The organism is Apibacter sp. B3706 (genome assembly GCF_011082725.1).
Classification (GTDB): domain Bacteria; phylum Bacteroidota; class Bacteroidia; order Flavobacteriales; family Weeksellaceae; genus Apibacter.
Genome location: NZ_CP049715.1, coordinates 2109174 through 2134629, shown reverse-complemented (window position 1 = coordinate 2134629; position 25456 = coordinate 2109174). Strand labels below are relative to the sequence as shown.

30 protein-coding genes are annotated in these 25456 nt (G+C 31.4%); 13 read left to right on the top strand and 17 right to left on the bottom strand.

Annotation, left to right across the window (positions count from 1 at the left end; genetic code table 11):
* The first annotated feature begins 147 nt into the window (after positions 1-147).
* The 3 genes from G8C41_RS09290 to rnr all read left to right on the top strand — a co-directional run bounded on the left by G8C41_RS09290 (position 148) and on the right by rnr (position 3462).
* Entirely contained in the window at positions 148-486 is a 339-nt protein-coding gene (locus G8C41_RS09290; protein ID WP_105296516.1) for a CidA/LrgA family protein, read from the top strand.
* The gene (locus tag G8C41_RS09285; protein ID WP_166007448.1) at positions 483-1196 is read left to right on the top strand and encodes an LrgB family protein; all 714 of its coding nucleotides are present in this window, start codon (positions 483-485) and stop codon (positions 1194-1196) included. The genes G8C41_RS09290 and G8C41_RS09285 overlap by 4 nt, the downstream gene beginning before the upstream one ends.
* Positions 1197-1308: 112 nt before the next feature.
* On the top strand, positions 1309-3462 hold the full coding sequence (rnr, locus tag G8C41_RS09280) for a ribonuclease R (protein WP_166007446.1): 2154 nt from the start codon (positions 1309-1311) through the stop codon (positions 3460-3462).
* 52 nt (positions 3463-3514) lie between these two features.
* Here the strand turns inward: rnr and G8C41_RS10205 are convergent, their stop codons facing one another.
* The 12 genes from G8C41_RS10205 to G8C41_RS09225 form a co-directional block, all read right to left on the bottom strand.
* Positions 3515-4363: a bifunctional transcriptional activator/DNA repair enzyme AdaA gene (locus G8C41_RS10205; RefSeq protein WP_185152300.1), complete on the bottom strand. Its 849-nt coding sequence runs from the start codon at positions 4361-4363 to the stop codon at positions 3515-3517.
* A 35-nt stretch (positions 4364-4398) separates the two neighbouring features.
* Positions 4399-4569 carry an Ada metal-binding domain-containing protein gene (locus tag G8C41_RS10090; protein WP_185152299.1) on the bottom strand — a complete coding sequence of 57 codons (171 nt, stop codon included), beginning with the start codon at positions 4567-4569 and terminating at the stop codon, positions 4399-4401.
* 215 nt (positions 4570-4784) lie between these two features.
* A complete protein-coding gene (gene trpA / locus G8C41_RS09270) occupies positions 4785-5558 on the bottom strand; it encodes a tryptophan synthase subunit alpha (protein WP_166004963.1) in 774 nt (257 codons plus the stop codon).
* Positions 5551-6180, bottom strand: a complete 630-nt coding sequence (locus G8C41_RS09265; protein WP_166007444.1) for a phosphoribosylanthranilate isomerase — start codon at positions 6178-6180, stop codon at positions 5551-5553. The genes trpA and G8C41_RS09265 overlap by 8 nt, the downstream gene beginning before the upstream one ends.
* 16 nt (positions 6181-6196) lie before the next feature.
* Positions 6197-6979, bottom strand: coding sequence for an indole-3-glycerol phosphate synthase TrpC (gene trpC, locus G8C41_RS09260; protein WP_166007442.1), 783 nt, complete (start codon positions 6977-6979; stop codon positions 6197-6199).
* Between the two features lie 9 nt (positions 6980-6988).
* Entirely contained in the window at positions 6989-7420 is a 432-nt protein-coding gene (locus tag G8C41_RS09255) for a hypothetical protein (protein ID WP_166007440.1), read from the bottom strand.
* A gap of 20 nt (positions 7421-7440) precedes the next feature.
* Positions 7441-8439, bottom strand: coding sequence for an anthranilate phosphoribosyltransferase (gene trpD, locus G8C41_RS09250; RefSeq protein ID WP_166007438.1), 999 nt, complete (start codon positions 8437-8439; stop codon positions 7441-7443).
* A 6-nt stretch (positions 8440-8445) separates the two neighbouring features.
* Entirely contained in the window at positions 8446-9012 is a 567-nt protein-coding gene (locus G8C41_RS09245; RefSeq protein WP_166007436.1) for an anthranilate synthase component II, read from the bottom strand.
* Positions 9013-9019: 7 nt separating this feature from the next.
* The gene (locus G8C41_RS09240; protein WP_166007434.1) at positions 9020-9571 is read right to left on the bottom strand and encodes a cysteine hydrolase family protein; all 552 of its coding nucleotides are present in this window, start codon (positions 9569-9571) and stop codon (positions 9020-9022) included.
* A 6-nt stretch (positions 9572-9577) separates the two neighbouring features.
* The gene (locus G8C41_RS09235; protein WP_166007432.1) at positions 9578-10969 is read right to left on the bottom strand and encodes an anthranilate synthase component I family protein; all 1392 of its coding nucleotides are present in this window, start codon (positions 10967-10969) and stop codon (positions 9578-9580) included.
* 3 nt (positions 10970-10972) lie between these two features.
* Positions 10973-12169 (bottom strand): tryptophan synthase subunit beta, encoded by a 1197-nt coding sequence (gene trpB / locus G8C41_RS09230; RefSeq protein ID WP_166007430.1) that lies wholly within the window; start codon positions 12167-12169, stop codon positions 10973-10975.
* Between the two features lie 542 nt (positions 12170-12711).
* Positions 12712-14028 carry a DUF937 domain-containing protein gene (locus tag G8C41_RS09225; RefSeq protein ID WP_166007428.1) on the bottom strand — a complete coding sequence of 439 codons (1317 nt, stop codon included), beginning with the start codon at positions 14026-14028 and terminating at the stop codon, positions 12712-12714.
* Positions 14029-14236: 208 nt separating this feature from the next.
* On the opposite strand from G8C41_RS09225, the gene G8C41_RS09220 reads away from it, so the two are divergent.
* Complete coding sequence (locus G8C41_RS09220; protein ID WP_105296502.1) at positions 14237-14656, top strand: deoxycytidylate deaminase; 420 nt, start codon at positions 14237-14239, stop codon at positions 14654-14656.
* Here the strand turns inward: G8C41_RS09220 and hisE are convergent.
* Positions 14653-15222, bottom strand: coding sequence for a phosphoribosyl-ATP diphosphatase (hisE, locus tag G8C41_RS09215; protein ID WP_105296501.1), 570 nt, complete (start codon positions 15220-15222; stop codon positions 14653-14655). The two genes, G8C41_RS09220 and hisE, sit on opposite strands and share 4 nt — an antisense overlap.
* 134 nt (positions 15223-15356) lie before the next feature.
* On the opposite strand from hisE, the gene G8C41_RS09210 reads away from it, so the two are divergent.
* From G8C41_RS09210 to G8C41_RS09200, 3 genes are read left to right on the top strand one after another with little or no spacing between them, the layout of a single operon-like run.
* The gene (locus G8C41_RS09210; RefSeq protein ID WP_160542919.1) at positions 15357-16052 is read left to right on the top strand and encodes a MotA/TolQ/ExbB proton channel family protein; all 696 of its coding nucleotides are present in this window, start codon (positions 15357-15359) and stop codon (positions 16050-16052) included.
* A 3-nt stretch (positions 16053-16055) separates the two neighbouring features.
* A complete protein-coding gene (locus G8C41_RS09205; RefSeq protein WP_160566225.1) occupies positions 16056-16460 on the top strand; it encodes an ExbD/TolR family protein in 405 nt (134 codons plus the stop codon).
* 3 nt (positions 16461-16463) lie between these two features.
* The gene (locus G8C41_RS09200; protein WP_166007426.1) at positions 16464-17372 is read left to right on the top strand and encodes a ferric siderophore ABC transporter substrate-binding protein; all 909 of its coding nucleotides are present in this window, start codon (positions 16464-16466) and stop codon (positions 17370-17372) included.
* 79 nt (positions 17373-17451) lie between these two features.
* On the opposite strand, the gene sufB is transcribed toward G8C41_RS09200, so the two are convergent.
* Positions 17452-18906, bottom strand: a complete 1455-nt coding sequence (sufB, locus tag G8C41_RS09195) for a Fe-S cluster assembly protein SufB (protein ID WP_166007424.1) — start codon at positions 18904-18906, stop codon at positions 17452-17454.
* A 393-nt stretch (positions 18907-19299) separates the two neighbouring features.
* On the opposite strand from sufB, the gene G8C41_RS09190 reads away from it, so the two are divergent.
* The gene (locus G8C41_RS09190) at positions 19300-19737 is read left to right on the top strand and encodes a hypothetical protein (protein WP_166007422.1); all 438 of its coding nucleotides are present in this window, start codon (positions 19300-19302) and stop codon (positions 19735-19737) included.
* Positions 19738-19808: 71 nt separating this feature from the next.
* On the opposite strand, the gene G8C41_RS09185 is transcribed toward G8C41_RS09190, so the two are convergent.
* Together G8C41_RS09185 and G8C41_RS09180 are read right to left on the bottom strand one after the other, a co-directional pair.
* Complete coding sequence (locus G8C41_RS09185; protein ID WP_105296495.1) at positions 19809-20138, bottom strand: HesB/IscA family protein; 330 nt, start codon at positions 20136-20138, stop codon at positions 19809-19811.
* Positions 20139-20234: 96 nt separating this feature from the next.
* Positions 20235-21002 (bottom strand): alpha/beta fold hydrolase, encoded by a 768-nt coding sequence (locus tag G8C41_RS09180; RefSeq protein WP_166007420.1) that lies wholly within the window; start codon positions 21000-21002, stop codon positions 20235-20237.
* A gap of 212 nt (positions 21003-21214) precedes the next feature.
* Here G8C41_RS09180 and G8C41_RS09175 point away from each other — a divergent pair, with 212 nt between their 5' ends.
* The 5 genes from G8C41_RS09175 to ribH all read left to right on the top strand — a co-directional run bounded on the left by G8C41_RS09175 (position 21215) and on the right by ribH (position 24526).
* Positions 21215-22051 carry a flagellar motor protein MotB gene (locus G8C41_RS09175; RefSeq protein ID WP_166007418.1) on the top strand — a complete coding sequence of 279 codons (837 nt, stop codon included), beginning with the start codon at positions 21215-21217 and terminating at the stop codon, positions 22049-22051.
* Between the two features lie 134 nt (positions 22052-22185).
* A complete protein-coding gene (locus tag G8C41_RS09170; protein ID WP_105296492.1) occupies positions 22186-22575 on the top strand; it encodes a DUF3127 domain-containing protein in 390 nt (129 codons plus the stop codon).
* 64 nt (positions 22576-22639) lie between these two features.
* Positions 22640-23302 carry a leucyl/phenylalanyl-tRNA--protein transferase gene (aat, locus tag G8C41_RS09165; RefSeq protein WP_166007416.1) on the top strand — a complete coding sequence of 221 codons (663 nt, stop codon included), beginning with the start codon at positions 22640-22642 and terminating at the stop codon, positions 23300-23302.
* A 37-nt stretch (positions 23303-23339) separates the two neighbouring features.
* Positions 23340-24047: a tetratricopeptide repeat protein gene (locus G8C41_RS09160; protein WP_105296490.1), complete on the top strand. Its 708-nt coding sequence runs from the start codon at positions 23340-23342 to the stop codon at positions 24045-24047.
* Positions 24047-24526, top strand: a complete 480-nt coding sequence (gene ribH / locus G8C41_RS09155) for a 6,7-dimethyl-8-ribityllumazine synthase (protein WP_105296489.1) — start codon at positions 24047-24049, stop codon at positions 24524-24526. Before G8C41_RS09160 ends, ribH begins: the two co-directional genes overlap by 1 nt.
* A 9-nt stretch (positions 24527-24535) precedes the next feature.
* Here ribH and hemC read toward each other — a convergent pair whose 3' ends face one another.
* Positions 24536-25453 carry a hydroxymethylbilane synthase gene (hemC, locus tag G8C41_RS09150; RefSeq protein WP_166007414.1) on the bottom strand — a complete coding sequence of 306 codons (918 nt, stop codon included), beginning with the start codon at positions 25451-25453 and terminating at the stop codon, positions 24536-24538.
* Positions 25454-25456: the final 3 nt, after the last annotated feature.

Genomic DNA, 25456 nt, shown 5'->3' with positions numbered 1-25456 from the left:
TAATTATTTCCAATATATAAAATATTTAATCGTAATTTTATCAAAATACAAATCAAAATCTAAATTTTTACTTAAAAATTATTTTTTTGATTAAATATCTTATGAAAAATAATATTTGATTTATATTTAATATAGTAATTTTGCTATATGAAATTAATTTCACAATTAGGAATTATATTACTGTTGTATTTTATTGGTGAATTAATAGTTTTCATCCTGCAAATTAAGATACCGGGAAGCATAATAGGCATGCTGTTATTACTTGTGTCTTTACAATTGAATATCATAAAAGTGGAGGATATAAAAGAAGTAGCTACTTTCTTTTTAAATAATATGCTAATTTTATTTATACCTTTAGGGGTTGGATTAGCTTCCCAATGGGACCTAATATCTAAGGAATGGTTAGCAATTTTAATATCCATTATACTTAGTACCTTTATCGTGTTATTAACTGTAAGTTTACTTATTAGAAAGAAAAAAGAATGAAGGAATTTTTAGATACTCCTCTTTTTCATATAACGTTAACCTTACTGGTTTTTTGGTTATGTAATCTGTTGTTTACTAAATTCAAATATAAAATACTTCATCCGGGTATAACCTCTATAATCCTATTGATTGTCTATTTAAAAGTGACACATACTTCGTATGAAGATTATAACAATAATACCTCTTTAATTTCTTTTTGGCTGGGACCATCCGTGGTAACTTTGGGTCTACCGCTTTATTTGTATATAAAACATTTAAAAGGCAGTTATATACGAGTTTTTATCGCTATGATAGCGGGAAGTCTTGCGGGAATTATTTCCGTGGTTGTTATAGCAAAAATTCTAGGCGCTTCAGACATTATAGCTTATTCATTATCTCCAAAATCTGTAACAACGCCTATTGCAATGGAGGTATCTAAAGGACTGGGAGGTATTCCGTCTCTTACTATTGCGATAGTTTTTATTACCGGATTTGTAGGTGCCCTTTTCGGATGGGGATTCCTAACTAAATTAGGAATTAAAGATCACAAAGCAATCGGAATAGCTGTGGGTTCTGCTTCTCATGCTATAGGTACGGCGGAAATTGTTAAAAATGGCGAAAAATTTGGCGCTTACGGAGCACTTGGAATGGCTTTAAATGGTGTATTAACTGCTATATTTGCTCCTATAGTAACTCCGTATTTAATCCAACTATTAAATTCGATTGGATAAATATTCGTTGTGGTTAACTTTTTGTAACAATAAATAATTACTTATTAACATAAATTTATCTGATAAGTTTTTATGAAATAGGCGAATATTTAAATAAATTTTAAAATATATTATGACTAAGAAAAAGAGAATAATTTCTACTAAACATAAAGAGAAACTACGAAATTTAAAAAGAAATATACTTAACATCTTTATAAAAAACCCGAATAAACAATACAATTATAAACAAATATCCACAATACTGGATTACAAAAATCCCAGACAAAGGGAATTTGTAATACAAGGACTTTTAAGTTTGGTTTCTGAGAAACAACTAACAGAAATAAAAACCGGAAAATATCAAATCAATTCCATAAAAGAATCCGTTACCGGAAAAATTGATTTCAGTCAGAATGGTAATGCCTATTTAATTGTTGACGGTCTTGAAAAAGATATTTTTATACCGAAAGGAAAAACAGGAAAAGCTTTACAAAATGACATGGTAAAAGCTATAGTCCATCAATTTAAAAACAGAAAACCGGAAGGAGAAGTTATTGAAATCCTGGAACGTTACAAAACAAAATTTGTTGCAAAATTTGAATATTCTCCGAACAAAAATTTTGGATTTGCAGTAGTTAATAAACCTTCTGTTCACACTGATTTTTTTATACCAAAAGATAAATTCAACGGCGCAAAAAACGGTCAACTGGTAGTGGTTCAACTCCTCGATTGGCAAGATAAAGAAGATAGTCCTACGGGATCTATCGTTGAAGTATTAGGAGATCCGGGAGAAAATGAAACCGAAATTCATGCTATTTTAAGTGAATATGGGTTACCTTATACATTTCCTTATGAAGTTGAAAAAGAAGCGGAAAAACTTGATATACGCATATCAGAGGATGAAATATCTAAAAGAAGAGATATGCGTACTGTCACTACATTTACCATTGACCCTGTGGATGCTAAGGATTTTGATGATGCACTTTCTATCGAAAAGTTAGACAACGGCAACTGGGAAATCGGAATTCATATCGCAGATGTTTCCCATTATGTAAAACCGGGAACCCTATTAGATAAAGAAGCCTATTTAAGAGGAACTTCCGTGTATTTAGTCGATAGAGTTGTTCCAATGCTTCCTGAAGTTTTAAGCAATAATGTTTGTTCCTTACGTCCTAAAGAAGATAAATATACTTTTTCCGCCGTATTTGAATTGGATGAGAAAGCACAAGTAAAAAAACAGTGGTTTGGACGAACGGTTATTCATTCGGACAGAAGATTCACTTATGAAGAAGCCCAAGAGATTATTGAGGGAAAAAAGGGCGATTTTGAAGAAGAAATACACACCCTTAATAATTTGGCAAAGCTACTTAGAGAGGACCGAATGAACAAAGGTGCAATCTCTTTTGACAAAATAGAGGTAAAATTTAACTTAGATGAAAATAAAAATCCCGTAGGAGTTTATTTTAAAATTGGAAAAGACAGCAATCATTTAATTGAAGAATTTATGCTTCTGGCCAATAAAAAAGTTTCCGAATATGTTAGTACCAATAAAAAAGGGAATCCAACCGATCGAACTTTTATTTATAGAATTCATGACGACCCGGATCCGATAAAATTACTCTCTCTTAAACAATTTGTAAATACTTTGGGATATGATATAAATATAACCAATAAAAATAAAACCTATCAATCCATCAATAAATTACTTGCCGACGTAAAAGGCAAAGGCGAAGAAAATATGATTGAAACGCTAACCATCCGTACTATGTCAAAAGCAAAATATTCAACCGAAAATGTCGGTCACTATGGTTTAGCTTTCGATTATTACAGTCATTTTACTTCTCCCATACGCCGATATCCTGATGTAATTGCCCATCGTCTCTTACAAGATTTTCTAGACAAAAAACCGTCTGCAAACAAAGAAATCATCGAGAATATGGCAAAACATTGCAGCAATATGGAAAAATTAGCCGCTGATGCTGAAAGAGACAGTATTAAATACATGCAGGTTAAATTTATGGAAAAACACTTAGGTGAATCTTTTGAGGGAGTAATCACCGGAATAACCGAATATGGTATTTATGTAGAAATTAAAGAATTCGGAACCGAAGGAATGATCAAAACAAGAGATATACGGGATGATGAATATCGCTATGATGAAAAGACCTATTCTATTATAGGACAAAGAACCGGCAATCAATATCAGTTGGGAGATACTGTATTTATTAAAGTTATAAAAGCTAATCTTGAAAAGAAACAATTAGATTTTGAACTTATTGAGAATTGATAAAAATAAATTACTAACCAATTATACTATATAGTCTGTTATATTGCTAATATCAAAACAATTTTAATTGTAACGAACCTTTTGCTTCTAACTCTAATAATTTTTTCTTTCTCCACAGTCCTCCTCCATAACCTGTTAAAGATCCATCCGAACCAATCACCCTATGACAAGGAACCAGTATTGAAATCATATTCATACCATTAGCATTTGCAACCGCTCGAACAGAAGAGGGCTTACCGATACGTTTTGCTTGAATGGCATAAGTTGAAGTCTTTCCGTAAGGTATTTGAAGAAGGACCTTCCATACCTCTTTTTGAAAATCAGAACCAATCCAGTCTAAAGGAACTGTAAATTCTTTTAAAGTACCTTCAAAGTATGAGTCTAATTGCTGCCTTAATTGTTTAAATAAACTATTTTCACTTGGCACAATAGAAGCATTAAAACGCTTTGATATTAATTGTAGTTCTCTTTCTAACATTTTACGATCCGAAAATTCCAATAAACATATGCCTTTCTCTGAGGCACAAGCAATCATAGTACCTAAAGGGGTTGCCAAGCGGGTAAGATTAATTAATTGTTTTTCTTTACTCATTTTAGGTGTAATTCCTGTTATTTTTTTAAAAGTTTCATTAAATCCGCTCAACGATTCAAATCCTGAGTCATAGGCAATATGTGTAATATTCTTTCCTTCTTTACATTTTTTAAATGCCTCATTTATTCTATACATTCTTTGATACATATGAAAAGTAATTCCATGATTTTTAAGAAACCACCTTCTAACTTTTATTGGCTCAATTCCAAAATTCCTTATATCAAAGTCTTTTAATTTAATATTGGGGTTGTCTTCCAAATGTTGTAATAATTTATGAATATATTCCGGCGTTTCACCATTCCTTTCCATAGGATGACATATTTTACAAGCTCTATATCCTTTACTTAAAGCTTCTTTAGTTGAAGAAAAAATTCAACATTCTCAAATTTAGGTTTTCGTGCTGAACAAGTAGGACGGCAAAATATACCGGTAGTTTTAACACCAACAATAAAAGTTCCTTCAAATGAACTATCCCTTTCTAATAAGGCTTTGTAAAATATTTTTTTTTGATCCATGGAAAAAGTATTTTTTAATCTACCCGTTTTCTCTGTAAATCCCTTTATTATAAGGATAAAAAGAAATACACTTACTATTTAAAAAATTATTTTAAAATAATTTTTCGTTAAAATTAGTTCAGGCGAAGATTGTACTGCAACCGAAAAATGAACATATATTTTTTCCATGAAAAGATAAAGGGTATTAACCAAACACTTAAAAACTAAAAAACCCATCAAGTTTTTAAAGTATTTTTTAATTCTTGAACCGCTTTTTCTATTGTTTTATTATCTTTTAACAAGGTAATGAACTTACTTCCAATGATAGCGCCGTTAGCATAAGATTGTGCGACTTCTAAAGTAGCTTTATTAGAAATACCAAACCCTATTAAACGAGGATTACGCAATTTCATGGAATTAATTTTTTGAAAATATTCTACTTTTTTATCATCAAAACTTTTTTGCGCTCCCGTTGTTGAGGCAGATGAAACCATATATATAAATCCATCCGTATTTTCATCAATCAAGCGAATTCTTTCTTCTGATGTTTCGGGAGTTATAAGCATTATAACTTTTATATCATAAGTTTCAAAAATCGATTTATATTTTGTACTATAATCATTAAAAGGCAAATCAGGTATAATTGCTCCATCTACACCGACTTCTTTACATTTTTTACAAAAATTTTCAATTCCGTATTGCATAATAGGATTTAGATATCCCATTAATAGTAACGGCAATTCAACTTCTTTTCTCACTTCTTTAATTTGTTCGAAAAGCAATTTTAAATTCATTCCATTCTTCAAGGCCAACGTGCCGCTTTCCTGAATGGTCGGTCCATCTGCCATAGGGTCTGAAAAGGGTATACCCACTTCTATTAAATCTATGCCGTTTTTTTCAAGCTCTTTTATGATCTTACCTGTATCGGCAAGATTTGGATATCCGGCCGTAAAATAAATGGAAAGAATGTCTTTCTGTTTTTTATTAAATAATTGCTTTATTCTATTCATAGTTTATTTCTTCTATAAATTCTTTTATTAATTCAATATTTTTTCTTCCCGGTTCTAGTTCAAACTTACTGTTTAAGTCCAAACCATATAATTTCGGATGCTTTATTTCTTTAATTTTACCTACATCTTCCATTGAAATACCTCCACTTAAAAAAAAAGGAAGTTCACCTGTATAAAAATCCATCAATGACCAATCGAACTTTTTCCCTGAGCCACCATATTGTGTGCTTTTAGTATCAAACAGAAAGAAGTCACAAACTGAATTATATTCTTTTGTACTGTGCAAATCATTAGGAGATGATACATTAAAAGCCTTAATTATTTTTATATTAGGAAAACTTTTTATGAGATCTGAACAATATTTTGGATGTTCCGATCCATGAAGTTGGATAACATCCAACTTATATTTTTCAATCCTATTGAATAGCGATTCTATTTTTTCATTAACAAAGACCCCAACCCTCAAAATATCTTTAGTTTGTGAAAGAATGGTTTCGGGGAGTATCTTATCTATATAACGTAAGGATTTCGGGTAAAATATAAATCCCATATAATCTATAGGTATTAGAGAAAGATGCTCAATATTATCAGGATATTTCATCCCACAAACTTTAATTTTCATCTATTAATTGGTATGATTATGTAAGTTCTTCAATAAAATCTTGTAAAGCTTTACCGGGATTATTCGTTTTCATAAAATTTTCACCCATTAAAAATCCTTTATATCCGGCTAGCATTAAGTCTTTTACAGTTTGAGAAGAAGATATTCCACTTTCAGAAATTTTCAAAAACTCAGGGGGTATTTTATTAACCATGTCAAATGAAACTTGTACATCCGTAACGAAGGTTTTTAAATTACGATTATTAATTCCTACTACATCTACCCATTCATTAATATAATCTAATTCCTTTTCATAATGCAATTCCAACAACACATCCAATCCAAGATTTTTAGCTTGTTTTGCCAATTCTTTAGTTTTTTCAACAGTTAAAGCAGCGGCTATCAACAATATTGCACTTGCACCGTAAGCCTTAGCTTCAAAAAGTTGATATTCATCAATCATAAAATCTTTACGAAGAAGGGGAGTTTGTGTAATGGCTTGTGCATTAATCAAATCCTGCAAATTACCTCCAAAAAAATCAGTATCGGTGAGAATGGATATAGCACTTGCTCCGTTTTCAGAATAACAAGGTATAATTTGTTCTATTTTTGCATCTTTAAAAATCCAATCCCTCGAGGGAGATCGACGTTTAAATTCTGCAATTATACCGGTTGAAGATCTTTGTATGGATTCTTTAAACGATTGTCTTTTCTTTACATTTTGTATTTTATTTTCCAGATCTTTAATTGAAATTTTCCTTTTTGATTTTTCAATTTCAATCCTTTTACAATCAATAATTTTATCTAAAATAGTAGGCATATTTTTCTTTTATGGTTCAATGAATGAGTGATTATCCTCATCAACTACTTTTTTTTCTACAAATTCATCATCTAAATCAACAGAATCTCCGTTTATTTGTCCTCTTCTAAACTGAACTTGTTGTTGATCAGGAAAATAATAAAAATAGGTATCAATTGTTTTACTAGTAAAATGAAGTTCATAATAATTACCTTTTTCCGTCCACCATTCCCCTTTATCTACAATCGCTCTTTCTTCAGTTCCTCCCAACAATTGAATTTTCAACAAAAGAAAAGTTCCGTCAATATTCCGTTGCTTAATCCAATAGTTACGTATTCCTCCTTCTCGAGTTCCTTTTTCTGTACCTTGCCAAAATCCAATTAAGTTTTGATCTCTTTCTTTTATTTGAGAATAGGATACTAGATTCCACAAGATAAATGTTATAAGTACTAATTTTTTCATCTTTTTTATTTTTATTAAACCTAATTATTCAGGCTTAAAAATTTTTGAAAAGTTTGTTTCGCTTTTTCGCTTTCCAAAGATTCTCTCGCTTGATTGATGCATTCTTCAATAGTTAATTTGGGATTTATATTGTGTATGGCAAATGCCGAATTAGCTATTACAGCATTTTTTTGGGCTTTGGTTGCTTGATTATTTAATACATTATCAAAAATTTTTGAAGCTTCTTCAGGTGTTTTTCCTCCGTCCAACTCCGGTTGCGTACATCTTTCCAAACCGATATCTTCGGGAGAATAGATATGTTCCCCTAAATGGGTAACCACTTTAAAATTATCGGTTAAGGATATTTCATCATATCCGTCTAAACTATGCACGACCGTATAATTACAATCGGTATTTTGATAAATATAATAATATAAACGAGACATTTTAAGGTTAAAGACTCCTAATACATTTCTTTTAGGCTTTATTGGATTTACTACAGGTCCCAGCATATTAAAGAATGTACGAACTCCTAATGCTTTTCTTATGGGTGTTACCACCTTCATGGCATCATTGAATAAAGGAGCATGTAAAAAGGCCAGATTGGATTGATCTAATGATCGTTCAAGTTTACCGATATCTGCAGTAAATTTAACTCCGTGTTGTTCCATCACATTGGAAGCTCCGCTAACAGAAGTTGCGCCATAATTTCCATGCTTTGCAACTTTATATCCGGCACCGGCTACCACAAAACAAGAAAGAGTAGAAATATTAAACGTATTTTTATTATCCCCTCCCGTACCTACGATATCTATAGGATCATATGCGGCTAATGATGAAACATCCGAACATAAATCCATAAGAGCATCCCTAAAACCGAAAAATTCATCGATGCTAATATTTCTCATAAGAAAAACGCTTATAAAAGCGGCAATCTGAGATTCATTATATTCTTTCGCGGCCATTTTAGTCAATACTTCTTTCGCTTCTTCTCGGTTTAAATATTGATGCTCAAAGAGTCTGTTTAATAGTTGTTTCATATCAACTTAATTTTCTAAAAAATTTTTTATAATGTTTTTGCCCTTCGGGGTAAGTATGGATTCAGGATGAAACTGAACTCCGTGGACATCATAATGCTTATGTTTTATAGCCATAATTTGATTATCATGATCGACAGCCGTAATTTGAAGTTCATCCGGAAAATTTTGGTTATCTACAATCCACGAATGGTATCTCCCAACTTCCATTTCTTCAGAAATGCCTTTGAATATATAGTCTTCATCTATTATTCTTATTTTCGTTGCTACTCCATGATACACATCTTCCAAATTGGTCAATTTAGCACCAAAAGCTTCTCCTATAGCTTGTTCTCCTAAGCACACCCCCAGAATGGAATGAGTGGGAGCATATTGTTTGATTAATGAGAGCAATATTCCTGATTCGGAAGGTATTCCCGGGCCCGGTGATAATATTATTTTATCATAGTCTGCTACTTCCGATACCGTGATTTGATCGTTTCTAAATACATTTACTTCCGTATAATTCAATTCTTTGATTAAGTGAACCAAATTATAGGTAAATGAATCATAATTATCTAAAACCAATAGTTTCATTGTATATTTACTTAAAACATGAATTTAAGAAATAGTTAGCCGTTTGTACATCGGCATAGTAATAACTTAAGGCTGCTAAAAATGAATTTTGAACTTCTTTAGCTTGTATTTTTTCTCCCTTAATTTCAAGATCTCGGGTTGCACAAGCATCGCCTATTAAAGTACATGTATAGCCTAAGTCTTTTGCTGCTCTAGTAGTTGCATCCACACACATATGGGTCATCATTCCGCAAATTACAAGTTCATCAACTTTAAGTTTCTTTAAAGTATCTTGAAGATCTGTATTTATAAAGCTATTTGGAAAATTCTTGATGATGACTTTTTCTTCGTCTTTCGGCTTAACATGGGAATGTATTTCTACCCCTTGAGTATGAGGAAGGAAAAAAGTAGCATCCGACCGTGAAGATACATGTTGTATATGGACTACCGGCCATTGTTCTTTTCTGAACTTTTCTAAAATGTTTTTTGCTTGTTCACAAGCTTGTATAGAATTATTTAGAGGATTTTTTCCTCCTTCAAAATAGTCATTTTGAATATCGATAATAAGTAAAGCCTTCATATATAATTAATTTTTTAAAATTTCTGCCAGATCAATTGCTTTTTTAAGTGCTCCTAACTTGTTATTTACTTCTTTCAACTCTTCTTCGGGATTTGACTTGGATACAACGCCCGCTCCTGCTTGATAATACAATACATTATTTTTGCTTAAAAATGACCGGATGGTAATTGCTTGATTTAAATTTCCGTCTAAACCAATATATCCGATACATCCTCCATATATTCCTCGCATATGCTTTTCTATATCGTGCAGCAATTGCATGGCTCTAACTTTGGGTGCTCCGGATAAGGTTCCTGCAGGAAATGTATCTGCAAATACAGAAATACTGTTTTTATTTTCATCCACAATTCCACTCACACGAGAAACTAAATGTATTACATGTGAAAAATACTGTACTCGTTTAAAAAATTCTAATTGGACCTCATGGCAATTTCGGCTCAGATCATTTCTTGCTAAATCTACCAACATAACATGTTCTGCATTTTCTTTTTCATCTTGTAAGAGTTTTTCTGAAAGTTTTCTGTCTTTTTCATCATCTCCGGTTCTTTTATAAGTTCCGGCTATAGGATCAATGTATGCTCGTCCTTTATTTATTTTACAATGCGTTTCGGGGGATGATCCGAATATTCGAAAAGAACCAAAATCGAAATAAAAAAGATAGGGAGACGGATTAATAGATCGTAACGCTCGATATACTTTAAAATCATCGCCGGTAAATGCTTGTGAATAACACCGTGAAGGAACAATCTGAAAGACATCTCCTCTTTTACAATGTGCAATCCCTTTTTTTACAGACTCTATAAATTCTTCATCGGAAATAAAACTTTTTTCATCTCCTTTGATCTTAAAATTATAGGAAGCAAAATTATTATTTTGCAATAAGGCTTCTAGTTGATGAATATCTGATTTTTCTCCTTGGGGAATATTTTCAACTATGGTTAATTCATTCTTTAAATGATTAATAACTAATATAAATCGGTAAAAAATGTAAAATAATTCAGGAATATCCGCATTTTCATATTTTTTATTTTTAGGATCAACCGATTCAAAATATTGAATACTATCATAGGAAGTATATCCAAAAAAACCATTAATTTTAGCAGGATTCTCTCCCTGAAATTGAAAGCTTTTAATAAAATCATCCAATTCATTGACTAAGGGTTGTTCTAAATTTTTGATTTTTGTTTGCCCGTTTATTTCCGTTGTAATTTCATAATTTTTTACTTTAAATTTAGCTAAAGGATCCATCGCAATAAAAGACGAGCTGTCTTCTCCTCCATGAAAATCAGAACTTTCGAGTAAAGCAGATTCAGGAAAAGCATCCCTTATTTTTAAATATATTCCTACCGGAGTTTGTAGGTCTGCTAATAATTTCTTTGTTTTTACCTGTATTTTCATATCTTATTCGTTTCGTTTTTTCTGAACTTTTATGTATGTTTCCATATCTTTATCTCCTCTTCCCGATAGACAGATCACAATAATATCTTCTTTTTTAAATTTCTTTTTCTTCAATACCCCTAAGGCATGTGCCGACTCAATGGCGGGAATTATACCTTCTAATCTTGTTAATTCAAAGGCTGCATCTAGAGCTTCCTCATCTGTGATTGCCAGAACTTCAGAACGTTTGGTTTTTGACAAATGGGCATGAAGAGGACCTACTCCCGGATAATCCAATCCGGCAGATATAGAATACGGTTCTTCTATTTGTCCATCTTCTGATTGCATGAGTAATGTTTTGCTTCCGTGAATGATTCCTAATCTTCCTAAATGGATAGTCGCAGCAGATTCTCCGGAGTTTAATCCTTTTCCTGCTGCTTCAGCTAAGACAATCTTTACCGAAGGTTCATTTAAAAAATGATAGATGGTTCCGGCAGCATTGCTTCCTCCTCCTACACATGCTATTAAATAGTCGGGGGTTTCTCTTTGTTCTTTTTCTAAAAGTTGTTTGCGAATTTCTTCACTGATGACTGATTGTAAACGAGCAACCATATCCGGATAAGGATGAGGTCCTACGGTGGAACCTATAATATAATACGTGTCTTTCGGATTTGAACACCAATCGCGAATTGCTTCATTAGTAGCATCTTTTAAGGTCATATTTCCACTCGTTACGGGTAGTACTTCTGCTCCTAACATTTGCATTTTTTCAACATTCAACTTTTGTCTTTCCACATCCACTTTTCCCATATAAATGACGCATTTCATATTCATTAGTGCACAAACTGTAGCCGTGGCAACTCCATGTTGACCCGCTCCGGTTTCAGCTATGATTCGGGTCTTACCCATTCTTTGCGCCAATAATATTTGACCTATTGTATTGTTGATTTTGTGCGCTCCGGTATGATTTAAATCTTCTCTTTTTAAGTAGATTTTACATCCGTATTTGTGAGACAGTCTTTTTGCCAAATATAAAGGTGAAGGCCTTCCTACATAATCTCTTAGTAAATCGTGGTAATCTTTTTGAAATTTTGGGTCATTTAATACTTTTAAATAATTGTTTTTTAGAATCTCCACATTTTCATAAAGAATTTCAGGAATATAAGCTCCTCCAAATTCTCCATAGTAACCTTCTTGGTTTACACTATATGTATGCTTCATTTTTTTCATTTTATGTAATTAATCATTTCAAAAAACAAAAAAACCTACCGTGAACACGGTAGGTTTTTCTTATTCTTTTACTATTTTATTTAAAATAATATACCTTACTGCCCACGGCTATTGAAGCTGAGAGCACCACCACCAAGATATATTATTTAAAAATATTGTTTTCACTTTACTTAATTATTTTAACAAAAATACTAATTATCTTTTTATAATACAAAATATTTCAGCCGATTTTATGTTTTTCTTTAATTTATATTTAGATTATTATTTAATTATGAGCGTGATAAATAGCGTGCTTTACTTTATCTATTCTATTTTTTGCTCTGCATTTAAATTGAATATTTAACTATGCGCTGAGCTTACAGATACTAGATATTATTCTTAAATTATAAGAAATAAAAAAACCCATTCATTTATATAAAATAAAGAATGGGTTACGAATAGAATTCTTAAGGTTTTACTTTTATTTCTTAGATTCTTACATATTTATCCTATTGTTACAGTATAATAGTTTTTTTAAATTAATTGTCTAAATTTTATTTTTCAAAACGTAAAGAAATTCTTCTGTCTTTAGCTCTTTCTTCATCGGAAGCGTTTGCATCAACTGTTGCAAATTTGGAACCATATCCTTCAGCACCGTCAACTCTATCTCCAAATCCATTTTTAATAAATATTTCCTTTACAGTATTTGCTCTTTCTTGTGATAATTTTAAATTATCTTGGTCATTTCCTTTTTTATCGGTATAAGCTCCAATTTTAACTTTTGCATCAGGAAATTCTTTAAGTATAATTCCAATATTTTTTGCTTGTGTTTCCGATTCAGGCGTTAATTTTGTTCCGCTTCCAAATTCAAAATTGATGGCATCAAAATCAAACCATTTATTTTTTAAATCGTCGTTAGTAGCATTTTTATATTCATCGGATTGCAAAAAATTGACCATTTTGTCTTCTATTCCTCCGGGAAAAGCATTGATAACTGTTCCGCTTGGCAACGTAATAGGAAGTAATTCTTTTATTTTATGATCTGTTGGATTAGTACTATTAGCTGAAACTGTGTCTCTATTATTTGCATTAGGCTCTACTTTTTGAATGGAATCGTTTACCGAAGCTGTAGTACCTTTCCCTTTAGAACATCCATTTTTAGAAAATAACCAAATGATTAAAATACCCGCAAGTAAAAATATGATAAGCCATTTTAACCAACCGCCACCGGAATGTTTTTCCATTTTATCTTTATATTCATGATAGGTATCTTCTACTTTTTCTTTTACGTTTTCTGCAGTTTCTTTAGTTTGAGATGAAACTTTGTTAAGAAAAGAATCTCCTAATCCTGATAGTGAAGAAACTCCTAAAATACCGGCTAAACCTGAAGGTATTGATGATAAAAAACCATTTTTTTCTGAATTTATCTGTCCTAATAAGCCTTTGAAATTTCCTCCTGCTAATAATTTTTGTCCTAAAAATCCTGCTACTAATGGTGATATAACTCCCATTAGTTTGGTAGTACTTTCACTTTTTAAGCCTGATGAAGAAGATATCAGAGAAGAAAAGTTTCCTAATTTATCTCCAAAAAGATTATTTAAAAAGCCCGAACTTAATTTTTGTGTTTCAGCATCTGCTTGTCCGGAAAACAATCCTTTTACATTAGAAATGGAAGGAATATTTCCCGCTTGTTTCAATATATTTTCTAACTTATTATCATTACCTTTTTCTAGAACTGCACCGAATAAACTGGAAACGGCTGTTTTTATTGCTGATGTAACTTTTCCTATATCTTCTCCCAATTCTGAAGATATATTAGAAACAGCTTCGGGTGTAATAATTTTCTTTAATGAATCTAATAGATTTTCCATAACAAAATTTTTCCGTGTTAAATGTATTATTATTTAATTATAACATATTTTATCTTTTGTTTATGACAATAATTATTCCAAATAATTTAAATTATTCATAAATACTTTTTTTATATATATGTATTTCCCTTTTTAATAACTGTTAAAAAAATAAAAAAGTATCAATAAATAAGTCAAGCCTTTTAGTAAAAAAATGTATTTTTAGCTTATGAAAACAAAATATGATATTGCTTATTTACGCATGGCTCAAGAATGGGGTAAATTATCTTATTGTGAAAGAAAGAAGGTGGGAGCTTTAATTGTAAAAAACCGTATGATTATTTCTGACGGATATAATGGTACTCCTACGGGTTTTGAAAATATATGCGAGGACGAAACGGGAACTACGAAATGGTATGTTTTGCATGCTGAAGCCAATGCCATCCTTAAAGTAGCTGCATCTACACAATCCTGTATAGGAGCTACTCTTTATGTTACTCTTTCTCCTTGTCGCGAATGCAGCAAATTAATTCATCAGGCAGGTATTAAGCGTTTGGTATATATCAATGAATATTCTGATACGAGTGGAATTGATTTTTTAAGGGAGGCAGGAATCGAAATTGAACAGATTAAGGAGGAAGAACTTTAAATTTTTCTTCGTTGTAGCTTTAATTGCTTTAAAATATCGTCTAGTAAAAATCCTCTTTCCTGCAGCAATATCAGATAATAATAAAAAACATCTGCGGCTTCATCTTTAAATAATTTATCGTTTTCCTTAGCTGCTTCAATTACCAACTCTACTGCTTCTTCTCCAAATTTTTGCGCAATTTTGGATTTACCTTTTTTTAAAACAGTAGTAATATGTGTATTTTGCTTTTCTCCTTTAATGCTTTTTCCTATTTTTTTTTCTAAAATACTTAAATAGGAATAGGAATTTCTATTTTCCTCCAAGAAATCCGTCGTTTGTAAATATTTATCTGAATCTTTGTTGGTTTTAACTTTGATTAATATCACGGTCTTATCTTTGTTCCATAAAAATTCCTCTGCTGTGTATAAATCATCAAAAGAATCACCAACTAAATAAATTTTTTTTTCTGCCTGAGTTTTTTTTAGCAAGGCATAGGTGCTTAGACCGGATGTTAAAACCTTGCCTGTTTTATTATCCTGAATGACAGCTATAAATTCTTTTTCTTTACTAGTGTTAGTATCTCTCATTCATTTTAAGAATTAACAATGCGAAGATACTATTTTACTTCTAATCTTATATGATTATATTTAAGAAAAGACTAACAATAATTCCTACCTTTGCACAAATAATTTAAAAAACTTTTATACAAAAAAGGATTTATATGAATGATTCTTTAAAGACCGCAGAAAAAATACTTGCACAAAGTGGAGAAATTAATGAAAAACAATTTTCCCTTTTAGAAATGTTTACACACGGGGGGCCTATAGGTATATTTGTGATGATCTGCCTTTTTTTGCTTTTCATGCTTTCTCTTTATATTTTCTTTGAACGTTTTCTAACCTTAAAAAAGTTTTCCAATAAAAATTCTTCCATTCTTAACGATATTAAAGATCTTATTCATCAGGGTAATATCAACGCTGCCTTAGATTTATGCAAAAGAACTCATACCCCTGAAGGTAGAATGCTTTATAAAGGATTAATGAGAATTGGTAAACCTACCCGGGATATTAGTGATGCTATAGAGAACACAGCTCAGTTGGAAATCTTTGAATTGGAAAAAAATGTAGGTGTTTTAGGTACTATTTCAGGAGCCGCTCCCATGCTAGGTTTTTTGGGTACGGTAATCGGAATGATTATAGCTTTTTTTGCTACCAGCGCACAAGATCAAGCCAGCGCTCAAATGTTAGCCGGTGGTATTTATTCTGCAATGGCAAATACTGCTGCGGGATTAATTGTTGGTTTATTGGCGTATTTATTCTATAACATTTTGGTAATTCGTATCGATAGAAGTGTACATGCTTTACAGCTTACCGCTATTGATTTTCTGGATATATTAAACAAACCTGTTACTCATTAATTTATGAAATTACGAAGTAGAAATAGAGTTACTCCGGAATTCAGCATGGCATCCATAACAGATGTAATATTTTTATTACTTACATTTTTTATGCTTACTGCATCTGCAAATCAGTCTGCTTTAAATATAAAATTGCCAACTGCCAAAGGACAGGAAATGCCCGCTGAAAGAGTTTATATAGGGGTTTCTATGGATGGAAAATATTTTTTAAATAAAAAATTAATAGCTAAAAACGAAATCGAGCCCACCTTAAAAACAATATTTAACGCCAATCCATCTCCTACTTTTGTTATTGCAGCAGATGAAGAGGCTTTACACAAAGATGTTGTTTTTTTAATGGATATTGCCAATAGAAATAAATACAAAGTTTTAATTGCGACGAATCCGCATACCCAAGAGGAAAAATAAGCTATGAGTGATAGTTATAAAATTAAGTATTATGATAATAAAAAGGAGAAGTTAATTAGCGGTATTATTACTCTAATAATTTCAGTCGCCATATTATCATTTATTTTAACTTATAAAACCGTTTTTTTAACTATGACTCCCCCTGCTTATATTGATATAAACTTTGATATGGATGATATGGGTGCTAATTTTGGAACTGATGAAGTGGGTTTAGGGGATGAAGAGCCTATTGATCAAGATGTTTTATCGGGTGAAGGTGGAGAAGTACAATCAGTAACAAATCTTGAAGATAAATCTTCCCAAGATTCAAAACAAGAAGAAGAAAAAAAACCTATTTTAGCCAATCAGAACGAAACCAAAGATATTGTTCCCGAACCTGCTAAAAAAACGGTAACTAAGAAAAAGGATAAAACCAAACCTGTATCCAAAATTAACTCAAAAACTATCCCAAATAAAACTAAATCCAAAACAGTAGCAGGTGTAGGAAATAAGAGTTCTACAGGAGGTAATCCCAAAGGAAATGCCGCTCTAGGAAATTTAATAAAAGGTAAAGGAACAGGAACATTTTCCACCGGTGAAGGGACCGGAGGAAGACCGGGTCAAAACCAAGGAGTAGAAACAGGAGGAAACGGAAGCGGTGGAGAGGGAATTGGAAACGGAAGAAAATTAGTCAGCTTCATTCCGGGTACTATGGGAAGAGGCGGAAAAGTTCCCGAACATAGTTGCAATGGTTCCGGAACTATTATTTTTTCCTATACTCTTGATAAAAATGGAAATGTTATTTCTGTTAGTCGAAAGTCAGGGATAAATAATACTTGTTTATTGAATACAGGCATTAAATGGATTAAACAATACGTTAAAGGTAATGCAGGTACTCGATCGGTAACCGGCACGTATAAAATCAATTTTTAAAAATAGTTGAAATAACCAAAAAAAACTTTCTATGGTATAGAAAGTTTTTTTTACTGAACAATATATTTATCCAACGCTTTTATCCAACACTACCTTCTAAAGAAATTTCCAATAATTTTTTTGCTTCTACTGCAAATTCCATAGGAAGCTTATCAAGTACTTCTCTACTAAATCCATTAACAATTAAAGCTATTGCAGTTTCAGTATCAATACCTCGCTGGTTGCAATAAAAAATCTGATCTTCACCTATTTTGGAGGTTGTGGCTTCATGTTCCATTTGGGCAGATTTATTTTTTATTTCAATATAGGGAAAGGTATGAGCTCCACAATCATTACCCATCAGCAAAGAATCACATTGAGAGAAATTTCTTGCATTATCTGCTTGAGGTAAAACTTTAACTAATCCTCGATAGCTGTTTTGTGATTTACCTGCAGAAATTCCTTTTGATATAATTGTTGATCGTGTATTTTTTCCAATATGGATCATTTTTGTTCCTGTATCTGCCTGTTGAAAATTATTAGTTACTGCTATTGAATAAAATTCTCCAATTGAATTATCTCCTTTTAAAATACAGGATGGATATTTCCATGTTACAGCAGAACCCGTTTCAACTTGTGTCCAAGAAATTTTAGCATTTTTTTCGCAAAGAGCTCTTTTGGTTACGAAGTTATAAATACCTCCTTTACCTTCCTTATCTCCCGGATACCAATTTTGTACAGTCGAATATTTTATTTCTGCTCCGTCTAAAGCGATTAATTCAACCACGGCTGCATGTAATTGATTTTCGTCTCTTTGAGGTGCTGTACATCCTTCCAAATAGGAAACATAGCTTCCTTCATCGGCTATTAGAAGTGTTCTTTCAAATTGACCGGTTCCGGATTGATTAATTCTAAAATAGGTTGAAAGTTCCATCGGACATTTCACTCCTTTTGGTATATAGCAAAACGAACCATCTGAAAAAACTGCCGAATTTAAAGCAGAATAAAAATTATCGCTTTTAGGCACTACTTTTCCTAAATATTTTCTAACTAAATCCGGATGATTTTGAATGGCTTCGCTAATAGAACAAAAAATAATTCCTTTTTCAGCCAATGTTTCTGTGAAGGTTGTTTTAACTGAAACACTATCTATTACCGCATCTACTGCTACTCCTGTTAATCTTTTTTGTTCTTCTAACGGAATGCCTAGTTTGTCAAAAGTATTCAATAATTCCGGGTCTACTTCTTCTAAACTCGTTAATTCTTTTTTCTTTTTAGGTGCCGCATAATATCTTATACTATTGAAATCAGGCTCTTTAAAAGTAACATTAGCCCAATGAGGAGCTTTCATTTCTTTCCATAATTTAAAAGAGTCTAATCTCCATTCCAACATCCATTCCGGTTCATTCTTTCTTTTGGAAATTTCACGAACTATATCTTCATTTAATCCGGTAGGGAAATCTTCATATTCCAAATCCGTGGTCCAACCATATTCATAATCTTTTTGTTCAAGGTCTAACCGTAATTCTTCTTCTGTATATTTTGCTCTGCTCATTTTATCAATTGATTTGATTCGAAGACAGCTCAGCTATCTTTATTAAACTTAGATTGGTTCTATGTGCAAAAATACTGAGTTTATCAAACATTATAAATACACATTGATAGATTTTTTAAATAATGGAATTTTAAATTTTAAACTAGAGATGGATTTTTAATAATAGAATAAAATCAAGTATTTTATTAAGCTATATTAATTTAAAAAAATATTTAATAAAAATATAAATATTTAGAATTAAAATTATAAATTAAGCATGTATAAGAGTAATTATAAATTATTTAAAATAAATATATAGTAAATTATAATAAATATTTCATAAAACTTCTAATAAGTATCTTTTTATAAATTTTGAATCATTTTTTTATACATTAGCCGAAAATAAATTTTTATATGAAGAAAATAATTTTATCTTTATTTATTGTTAATACAATTACTTTTCAATCTTGTAAAAACGACCAAAAAACGACCAAAAAAACAACTGAAAATCAACAAATAACGGAATCCAATTCAAATATAATAAAGGAAGAACCTATTGACATATCTACAGACACAGTAAGTGAAATTTTAAACCAAGACATTCCTAAATTTTCAGACGCTAAAATACAAAAGTTTTTAGTAGATTATAAAGCATATATTGATCAATATATTAATGCTGCCGATGCAAAAGATATTAATAAATTAACAGAGCTGACCAAGAAAAATCAAAAATTAATTATTACTAGAAAAATTATAAGTGAAGAATTATCTTCAAACCCTAAAGAATTAAATAAATTTAATGATTTCGTAAGAAAGTTAGATAGTATGGCTGCTGAAGTAATGAAAAAATAAGGGTAGTAATTAATAGCTATAAAAAAACCTTCTTTATAAAAAGAAGGGTTTTTCTATACTTTTTTATTCTTTTAAACAGCAAAACTTTCACCGCACCCACAGGTTCTTTGAGCATTGGGATTGTTAAAAACAAAACCTTTTCCATTTAAACCTCCGGAGTACTCTAACGTAGTTCCTACTAAATAAAGAAAGGATTTTTTATCAACCAGTATCTTAATTCCTTTATCTTCAAAGACTTTATCTTCAGGGTTTTGATTGTGATCGAAATTCAGCTTATATGACAATCCCGAACATCCCCCGCTTGCTACTCCTACTCTTACGAAATCTTTAGTACTGTCAAAACCACTTTCTTTCATCAATTCAATGATTTTTTTTTCTGCTTCTTGCGATACCTTTATCATACTATTAAACAAATAAATAGGTTTACACTAATACAAAATTACAAATAATAATTCTTAATCATTTTACACTACATATAAGTAATTGTAATAATGATATCAATTAAAATTTTGATTTAACCAGAATTCCATAATTTCTAAGCATTCTTCAGGTGCTTCTAATGCTCCCATATGTCCGGTTGAAATCTCAAAAATAGAAAGATGATCAGTTCCTTCTAATTTATTTATTAATTCGGAATTTTTAATTGCAGTATCATATTTACCCAAAATGAGTAAGATGGGTTTGTCTAAATTTCTTAAAACATCCGTCCTATCTTTACGTAACCTCATGCCTTTTAAAGCAGCTGAAATCCCTGTTAAAGAAGCGTGTTTAGCCCAAGAAATTGCTGTTTTTATTTCTGATTGCATAAGGGGCACATTATCAGGAGCAAATAAATTAGGAATTGATAAACGGAAAAATTCTTTAGGATTTTTAACTACTACTTCGGCAGCTTTTAATCTTTGTTCTTTTTTTATTTCATCATCCGGTAATGAGGTAGAATAAAATAAACCCAATCCGGAAACTTTATACTTATATAAATCTGCAAAGGCTAATGCTACATATCCTCCCATCGAATGGCCTATAATTATTACATCATCTATTTTCAAATGCTCCAAAACATTGTTTACTTTTTTGGACATATCTTCCATTCTGTTGACTTCATTTGTTTTTTTAGAAGATCTTCCATGACCAGGTAAATCAATGGTTATAACTCTGTATTTCTTGGATAAATTATTTTGAAAAAATCTCCACATTCTTGAATTTTCTAAGAAACCGTGTAAAAAAACTATAACTTTACCTTTTCCTTTATCTCTGTAGTATAGCATACTGTTATAAGCATTAATAAATACAAAAGTACAATTTTTTACAAATCAACTTAAGAATCCTTTGTTTTCAATTTTTATAACAGTATTTATACCATTTTTAATTTTAATTTACTATTTTTACCATTAAAATTATCCTGAGTAGCCTTTAATGATCTACTTTTGATTGATTGTTTTTACAGATTTTTTAATAAAATATATATAATATAAAAAATATGAAAATTATTAAATTAGCATTGCTATCTTCAGTTGGCTTATTAGCAATGTCTTGTGTAAGTAGAAAAGAATTTGAACAGGCAAAAGCTAATTATGAATCTTGTCTAGAAAGAAATGTTGAAAAAGATCGTTCGATCACATCTTTAAAAGAGAGAAACAAATCTTTGGAAGAACAAATGAATTTGATACGTAAACAAAATGACGTATTACAACAAAATTTAGCCGACTGTATGGCTACCGGAAAAGCCGGAACTGTTAATATAGACAAATTAATTAGTCAAATTAATGAATCTAATGCGTATATTAAACGTTTGACAGAAGCTCGTGCAAAAAATGATTCTTTAAATCTTGCTTTATCTAATAAATTAAAACGTTCTTTAGATAATTTAAATGACAGCGATGTAGACGTTCAAGTTCAAAAAGGAGTGGTATTCATTTCATTATCAGATAAAATGCTTTATAAATCCGGTAGTTATGATGTGCTTCCAACCGCAGAAAATGTTTTGGAAAAGGTAGCTAAAATTATCAATGATTACAAAGATTATGATGTTCAAGTTCAAGGATATACTGACAATGATCAATTTAAAAATTCAGCTGCAGGTTGTATAAGAGATAATTGGGATTTGAGCGCCATGAGAGCAACCTCAGTTGTTAAAATGTTACAAACTAAATTTGGAGTGGATCCTGCCAGATTACTTGCCGGAGGTCACGGAGAATATCAACCAAAAGTTCCTAACACAAATCCTGAAAATAAAGCAGTTAACAGAAGAACTGAAATTGTAATTCTTCCTAAACTAGATCAATTTATGCAATTAATGGATCAAAAAGTAAAATAAATATTTTTCTTTGATTTACAATAAACGAGGATCCCTTTTGGGATCCTTTTCTTTTTATTAAAAACCCGATAATATCTTTTTTTTTCGCTGAAAATTATTTTTTAATTTTGTATTCTAAACTAAAAACAGTAGATATGGAAATAGCAGGAAGAATAAAATTAATATCTGATATTCAAACATTTGATAGCGGATTCAGAAAAAGAGAAGTAGTGTTAACTACGGAAGAACAATATCCTCAGCATATATTAATAGAGCTTTTAGGAGATCGGGTAGATATCATTAATTCTTTTAATGTAGGAGATGATGTAAGAGTATCAATTAATATCAGAGGCCGTGAATGGGTTAATCCACAAGGTGAAACTAAATATTTCAACAGTATAACCGGCTGGAGAATTGAAAAATTAATGCCTGTTTCTTCCGGAATGGGACAAGATAATCCTATGGTTCCTCCTTCCGCACATATATCTCCTGCACCGTCTGCTCCAAGTATGCAAGAAGAAGAGGATGATGATTTACCGTTTTAAATGAAATACTCATATATTTTAAAATTATTCAAGCACCTCTAAAAAAGGTGCTTTTTTTATACGTATGTACTTGTTAACACAAAAATTAGAATTTCCCGATATCTATTTGGCTGATGAAAGCGGACTTCTTGCCATAGGTGGAGATTTAACACCGGAAAGATTACTTCTGGCATACAAATCGGGGATTTTTCCTTGGTATAATCCCAAGGAAATTATACAATGGTGGTCTCCGGATCCCAGATTTGTACTCTATCCAAAAAATTTAAAAATTTCTAAATCAACTAAGAAATTACTGAATCAGGGGTATTTTGAATATACAGAAAACCAATGTTTTCCGGAAGTAATTAAACAATGTGCTTCCATTAAAAGAATAGGTCAAGCAGGAACTTGGATTACCGAAGAAATGTTCCATGCTTATTGTAACTTGCATGAAAGGGGATTGGCAAAAAGTGTTGAGGTTTGGAAAAACCATGATTTGGTGGGAGGATTTTACGGTATAGATTTACATACCGTATTTTGCGGAGAAAGTATGTTTTCAAAAATTAGTAATGCTTCAAAATGCGGATTTAGCTATTTTACCCAAAAATATTCCCATCAATATAAAATTATTGATTGTCAAATTTATTCTTCTTATTTGGAACAACTTGGAGCCGTTGAAATATCACGGGAAAAATTCAAAACCTACTTAGAATGCGAGGCCATTAAAAATTTGGATTTCAATTTATAAATGCCTATTTTAGCGCACTAAAAACATATTCAGACACATGTCAAAACATAAAGGAAAGCACAATTACGCAACTAAAGAAATTTTAGATTCTTTAAATACTTCTGCCTTAGATGGTGAAAAATTCTTACAAAAGTATGCAAAACCGATAGGTATTTTTTTTGCTATTGTAATTATCGCAGTCTTAGGATATGTTATTTATGATAATTATGTAGTAACTCCAAAAAATATTGAGGCCTCCGATTTACTGGTAGACGCTCAAAATTTATATGATGAAGGAAAAACAGATCAGGCATTAGGTGGAAAATCCAGCGGAGTTTCCGGCTTTATTGACATAGCTGAAGAATATGGATCTACAAAAGCAGGAAAATTTGCTCATTTATATGCCGGAATAGCCGAATTTAAAAAAGGAAACTATCAAAATGCATTGGACCATTTTAACCAATTTGATACTTCTGACAAAGATTTAAAAGCCGTTAAATATGGCGCTATTGCTGATACTTATGCCGAACTTAATAACACAGATGAAGCACTAAATTATATGACTAAAGCTGCTAATGAAAGTTCAAATGCAGCCACTGTTTATCAATTCAGTAAAAAAGCCGGTATATTGGCTATGTCTTTAAACCAAAACGAAAAAGCCTTAGAATTTTTTCAAAATATTAAAGATAAATTTCCGGATGTAGATGCTTCAGGAGAAGTAGACGCATATATCGAAAGACTTAAATACGCAACAGGAAAACAATAATGGCAACAACAAACTTATCTATCTATAATAAAGAAAATTTACCCAATGCCGGAGCCTATCGTTTCGGTATTGTTATTTCAGATTGGAATTCTGAAGTTACTTATAACTTACACAAAGGAGCTGTTGATACTTTACTTGATTTAGGTGCTAAAGAATCTGATATTGATTCTATATTCGTACCCGGATCTGTTGAATTAGTATACGGGGCAACCAAACTATGTAACACAAAGCTTTATGATGCAGTTATTGTAATAGGATGCGTTATAAGAGGCGAAACGGCTCATTTTGATTATGTATGTAAAACTGTTACGGATGGTGTTACGTATTTAAATACACACATGGATACACCTGTGGTATTTTGCGTACTTACGGATGATCATGTACAACAGTCTTTAGATCGTAGTGGTGGAAAATTAGGAAATAAAGGGGTAGAAGCCGGAGTAGTTGCAGTACGAATGGCTGAGTTAAAGAATAAGTAATTTTATTACTTATTCTCTATAGGCTTTAATTTCGTTTATTATCTCTTCAGCGCCCATTTTTTTAGCTTTCAAGGCAAGTATTCTTCCTTTTTCAAATGATTCTGAAATTGGAAAACTTTCATCTAGAAGTACTTTTTTAGTCCCGTCTAAAGAAACTATTCCTGCCTTAAAATATACTTGGTCATTTTTAATTTTGGCTAAAGCTCCTATGGGCGCTGTACAGCCTCCTTCAATGCTATTTAAAAAATCCCTTTCAATATTTATACAGATTTGAGTGTCCTTATGATTAATTTTTCTTACCAATTCTGTTAATTCTCTGTTTTTTTCTAAAGAGGTAATGCCAACTACACCTTGTGCAGGAGCCGGAATAATAAAATCCAATACTTCATAATCCAAAGGTAAACCCAATCTCTTTATTCCTGCAAGTGAAAAAATAGTTCCATCAAAACCTTCTGAATCTAATTTTGATAATCTGGTTTGTACATTTCCGCGTATATTTCCAAATGTTACTTCTGGATATTTTGCTTTCCAAAAGGCTCTCCTTCTTAAACTGCCTGTTCCTAAATATAAATTTTCATAAGAATTTAGTTTTTCTATTTTATTCGGATTTCTAACTAATACATCTGCTTCATAATCCCTTTCTAGAACCGCTGATAAATGTATTCCTTCCGGTAATAAGGTGGGTACATCCTTTAGACTGTGTACAGCAACATCTATCTTATCATTTAAAAGTGCAATATCCAAATCTCTTGTAAAAACACCAATAATATCCATTTGATACAAAGGTTGTGTGAGATCCTTATCTCCATGTGAAGTAATGGCTACAATTACAGCTTGGAAACCTAATTCCTTAATTTTCTTTTGCACTTTTAACGCTTGCCACATTGCTAATGGGCTGTTTCGTGTGCCAATACGAATAGGGCTCATAAA

Excerpts from the sequence above, each read along its gene's own strand:
- G8C41_RS09290 (WP_105296516.1), top strand. The coding sequence starts at position 148 with ATGAAATTAATTTCACAATTAGGAATTATATTACTGTTGTATTTTATT.
- G8C41_RS09285 (WP_166007448.1), top strand. The coding sequence starts at position 483 with ATGAAGGAATTTTTAGATACTCCTCTTTTTCATATAACGTTAACCTTA.
- rnr (WP_166007446.1), top strand. The coding sequence starts at position 1,309 with ATGACTAAGAAAAAGAGAATAATTTCTACTAAACATAAAGAGAAACTA.
- G8C41_RS10205 (WP_185152300.1), bottom strand. The coding sequence starts at position 4,363 with ATGGAAAGGAATGGTGAAACGCCGGAATATATTCATAAATTATTACAA.
- G8C41_RS10090 (WP_185152299.1), bottom strand. The coding sequence starts at position 4,569 with ATGGATCAAAAAAAAATATTTTACAAAGCCTTATTAGAAAGGGATAGT.
- trpA (WP_166004963.1), bottom strand. The coding sequence starts at position 5,558 with ATGAATAGAATAAAGCAATTATTTAATAAAAAACAGAAAGACATTCTT.
- G8C41_RS09265 (WP_166007444.1), bottom strand. The coding sequence starts at position 6,180 with ATGAAAATTAAAGTTTGTGGGATGAAATATCCTGATAATATTGAGCAT.
- trpC (WP_166007442.1), bottom strand. The coding sequence starts at position 6,979 with ATGCCTACTATTTTAGATAAAATTATTGATTGTAAAAGGATTGAAATT.
- G8C41_RS09255 (WP_166007440.1), bottom strand. The coding sequence starts at position 7,420 with ATGAAAAAATTAGTACTTATAACATTTATCTTGTGGAATCTAGTATCC.
- trpD (WP_166007438.1), bottom strand. The coding sequence starts at position 8,439 with ATGAAACAACTATTAAACAGACTCTTTGAGCATCAATATTTAAACCGA.
- G8C41_RS09245 (WP_166007436.1), bottom strand. The coding sequence starts at position 9,012 with ATGAAACTATTGGTTTTAGATAATTATGATTCATTTACCTATAATTTG.
- G8C41_RS09240 (WP_166007434.1), bottom strand. The coding sequence starts at position 9,571 with ATGAAGGCTTTACTTATTATCGATATTCAAAATGACTATTTTGAAGGA.
- G8C41_RS09235 (WP_166007432.1), bottom strand. The coding sequence starts at position 10,969 with ATGAAAATACAGGTAAAAACAAAGAAATTATTAGCAGACCTACAAACT.
- trpB (WP_166007430.1), bottom strand. The coding sequence starts at position 12,169 with ATGAAGCATACATATAGTGTAAACCAAGAAGGTTACTATGGAGAATTT.
- G8C41_RS09225 (WP_166007428.1), bottom strand. The coding sequence starts at position 14,028 with ATGGAAAATCTATTAGATTCATTAAAGAAAATTATTACACCCGAAGCT.
- G8C41_RS09220 (WP_105296502.1), top strand. The coding sequence starts at position 14,237 with ATGAAAACAAAATATGATATTGCTTATTTACGCATGGCTCAAGAATGG.
- hisE (WP_105296501.1), bottom strand. The coding sequence starts at position 15,222 with ATGAGAGATACTAACACTAGTAAAGAAAAAGAATTTATAGCTGTCATT.
- G8C41_RS09210 (WP_160542919.1), top strand. The coding sequence starts at position 15,357 with ATGAATGATTCTTTAAAGACCGCAGAAAAAATACTTGCACAAAGTGGA.
- G8C41_RS09205 (WP_160566225.1), top strand. The coding sequence starts at position 16,056 with ATGAAATTACGAAGTAGAAATAGAGTTACTCCGGAATTCAGCATGGCA.
- G8C41_RS09200 (WP_166007426.1), top strand. The coding sequence starts at position 16,464 with ATGAGTGATAGTTATAAAATTAAGTATTATGATAATAAAAAGGAGAAG.
- sufB (WP_166007424.1), bottom strand. The coding sequence starts at position 18,906 with ATGAGCAGAGCAAAATATACAGAAGAAGAATTACGGTTAGACCTTGAA.
- G8C41_RS09190 (WP_166007422.1), top strand. The coding sequence starts at position 19,300 with ATGAAGAAAATAATTTTATCTTTATTTATTGTTAATACAATTACTTTT.
- G8C41_RS09185 (WP_105296495.1), bottom strand. The coding sequence starts at position 20,138 with ATGATAAAGGTATCGCAAGAAGCAGAAAAAAAAATCATTGAATTGATG.
- G8C41_RS09180 (WP_166007420.1), bottom strand. The coding sequence starts at position 21,002 with ATGCTATACTACAGAGATAAAGGAAAAGGTAAAGTTATAGTTTTTTTA.
- G8C41_RS09175 (WP_166007418.1), top strand. The coding sequence starts at position 21,215 with ATGAAAATTATTAAATTAGCATTGCTATCTTCAGTTGGCTTATTAGCA.
- G8C41_RS09170 (WP_105296492.1), top strand. The coding sequence starts at position 22,186 with ATGGAAATAGCAGGAAGAATAAAATTAATATCTGATATTCAAACATTT.
- aat (WP_166007416.1), top strand. The coding sequence starts at position 22,640 with ATGTACTTGTTAACACAAAAATTAGAATTTCCCGATATCTATTTGGCT.
- G8C41_RS09160 (WP_105296490.1), top strand. The coding sequence starts at position 23,340 with ATGTCAAAACATAAAGGAAAGCACAATTACGCAACTAAAGAAATTTTA.
- ribH (WP_105296489.1), top strand. The coding sequence starts at position 24,047 with ATGGCAACAACAAACTTATCTATCTATAATAAAGAAAATTTACCCAAT.
- hemC (WP_166007414.1), bottom strand. The coding sequence starts at position 25,453 with ATGAGCCCTATTCGTATTGGCACACGAAACAGCCCATTAGCAATGTGG.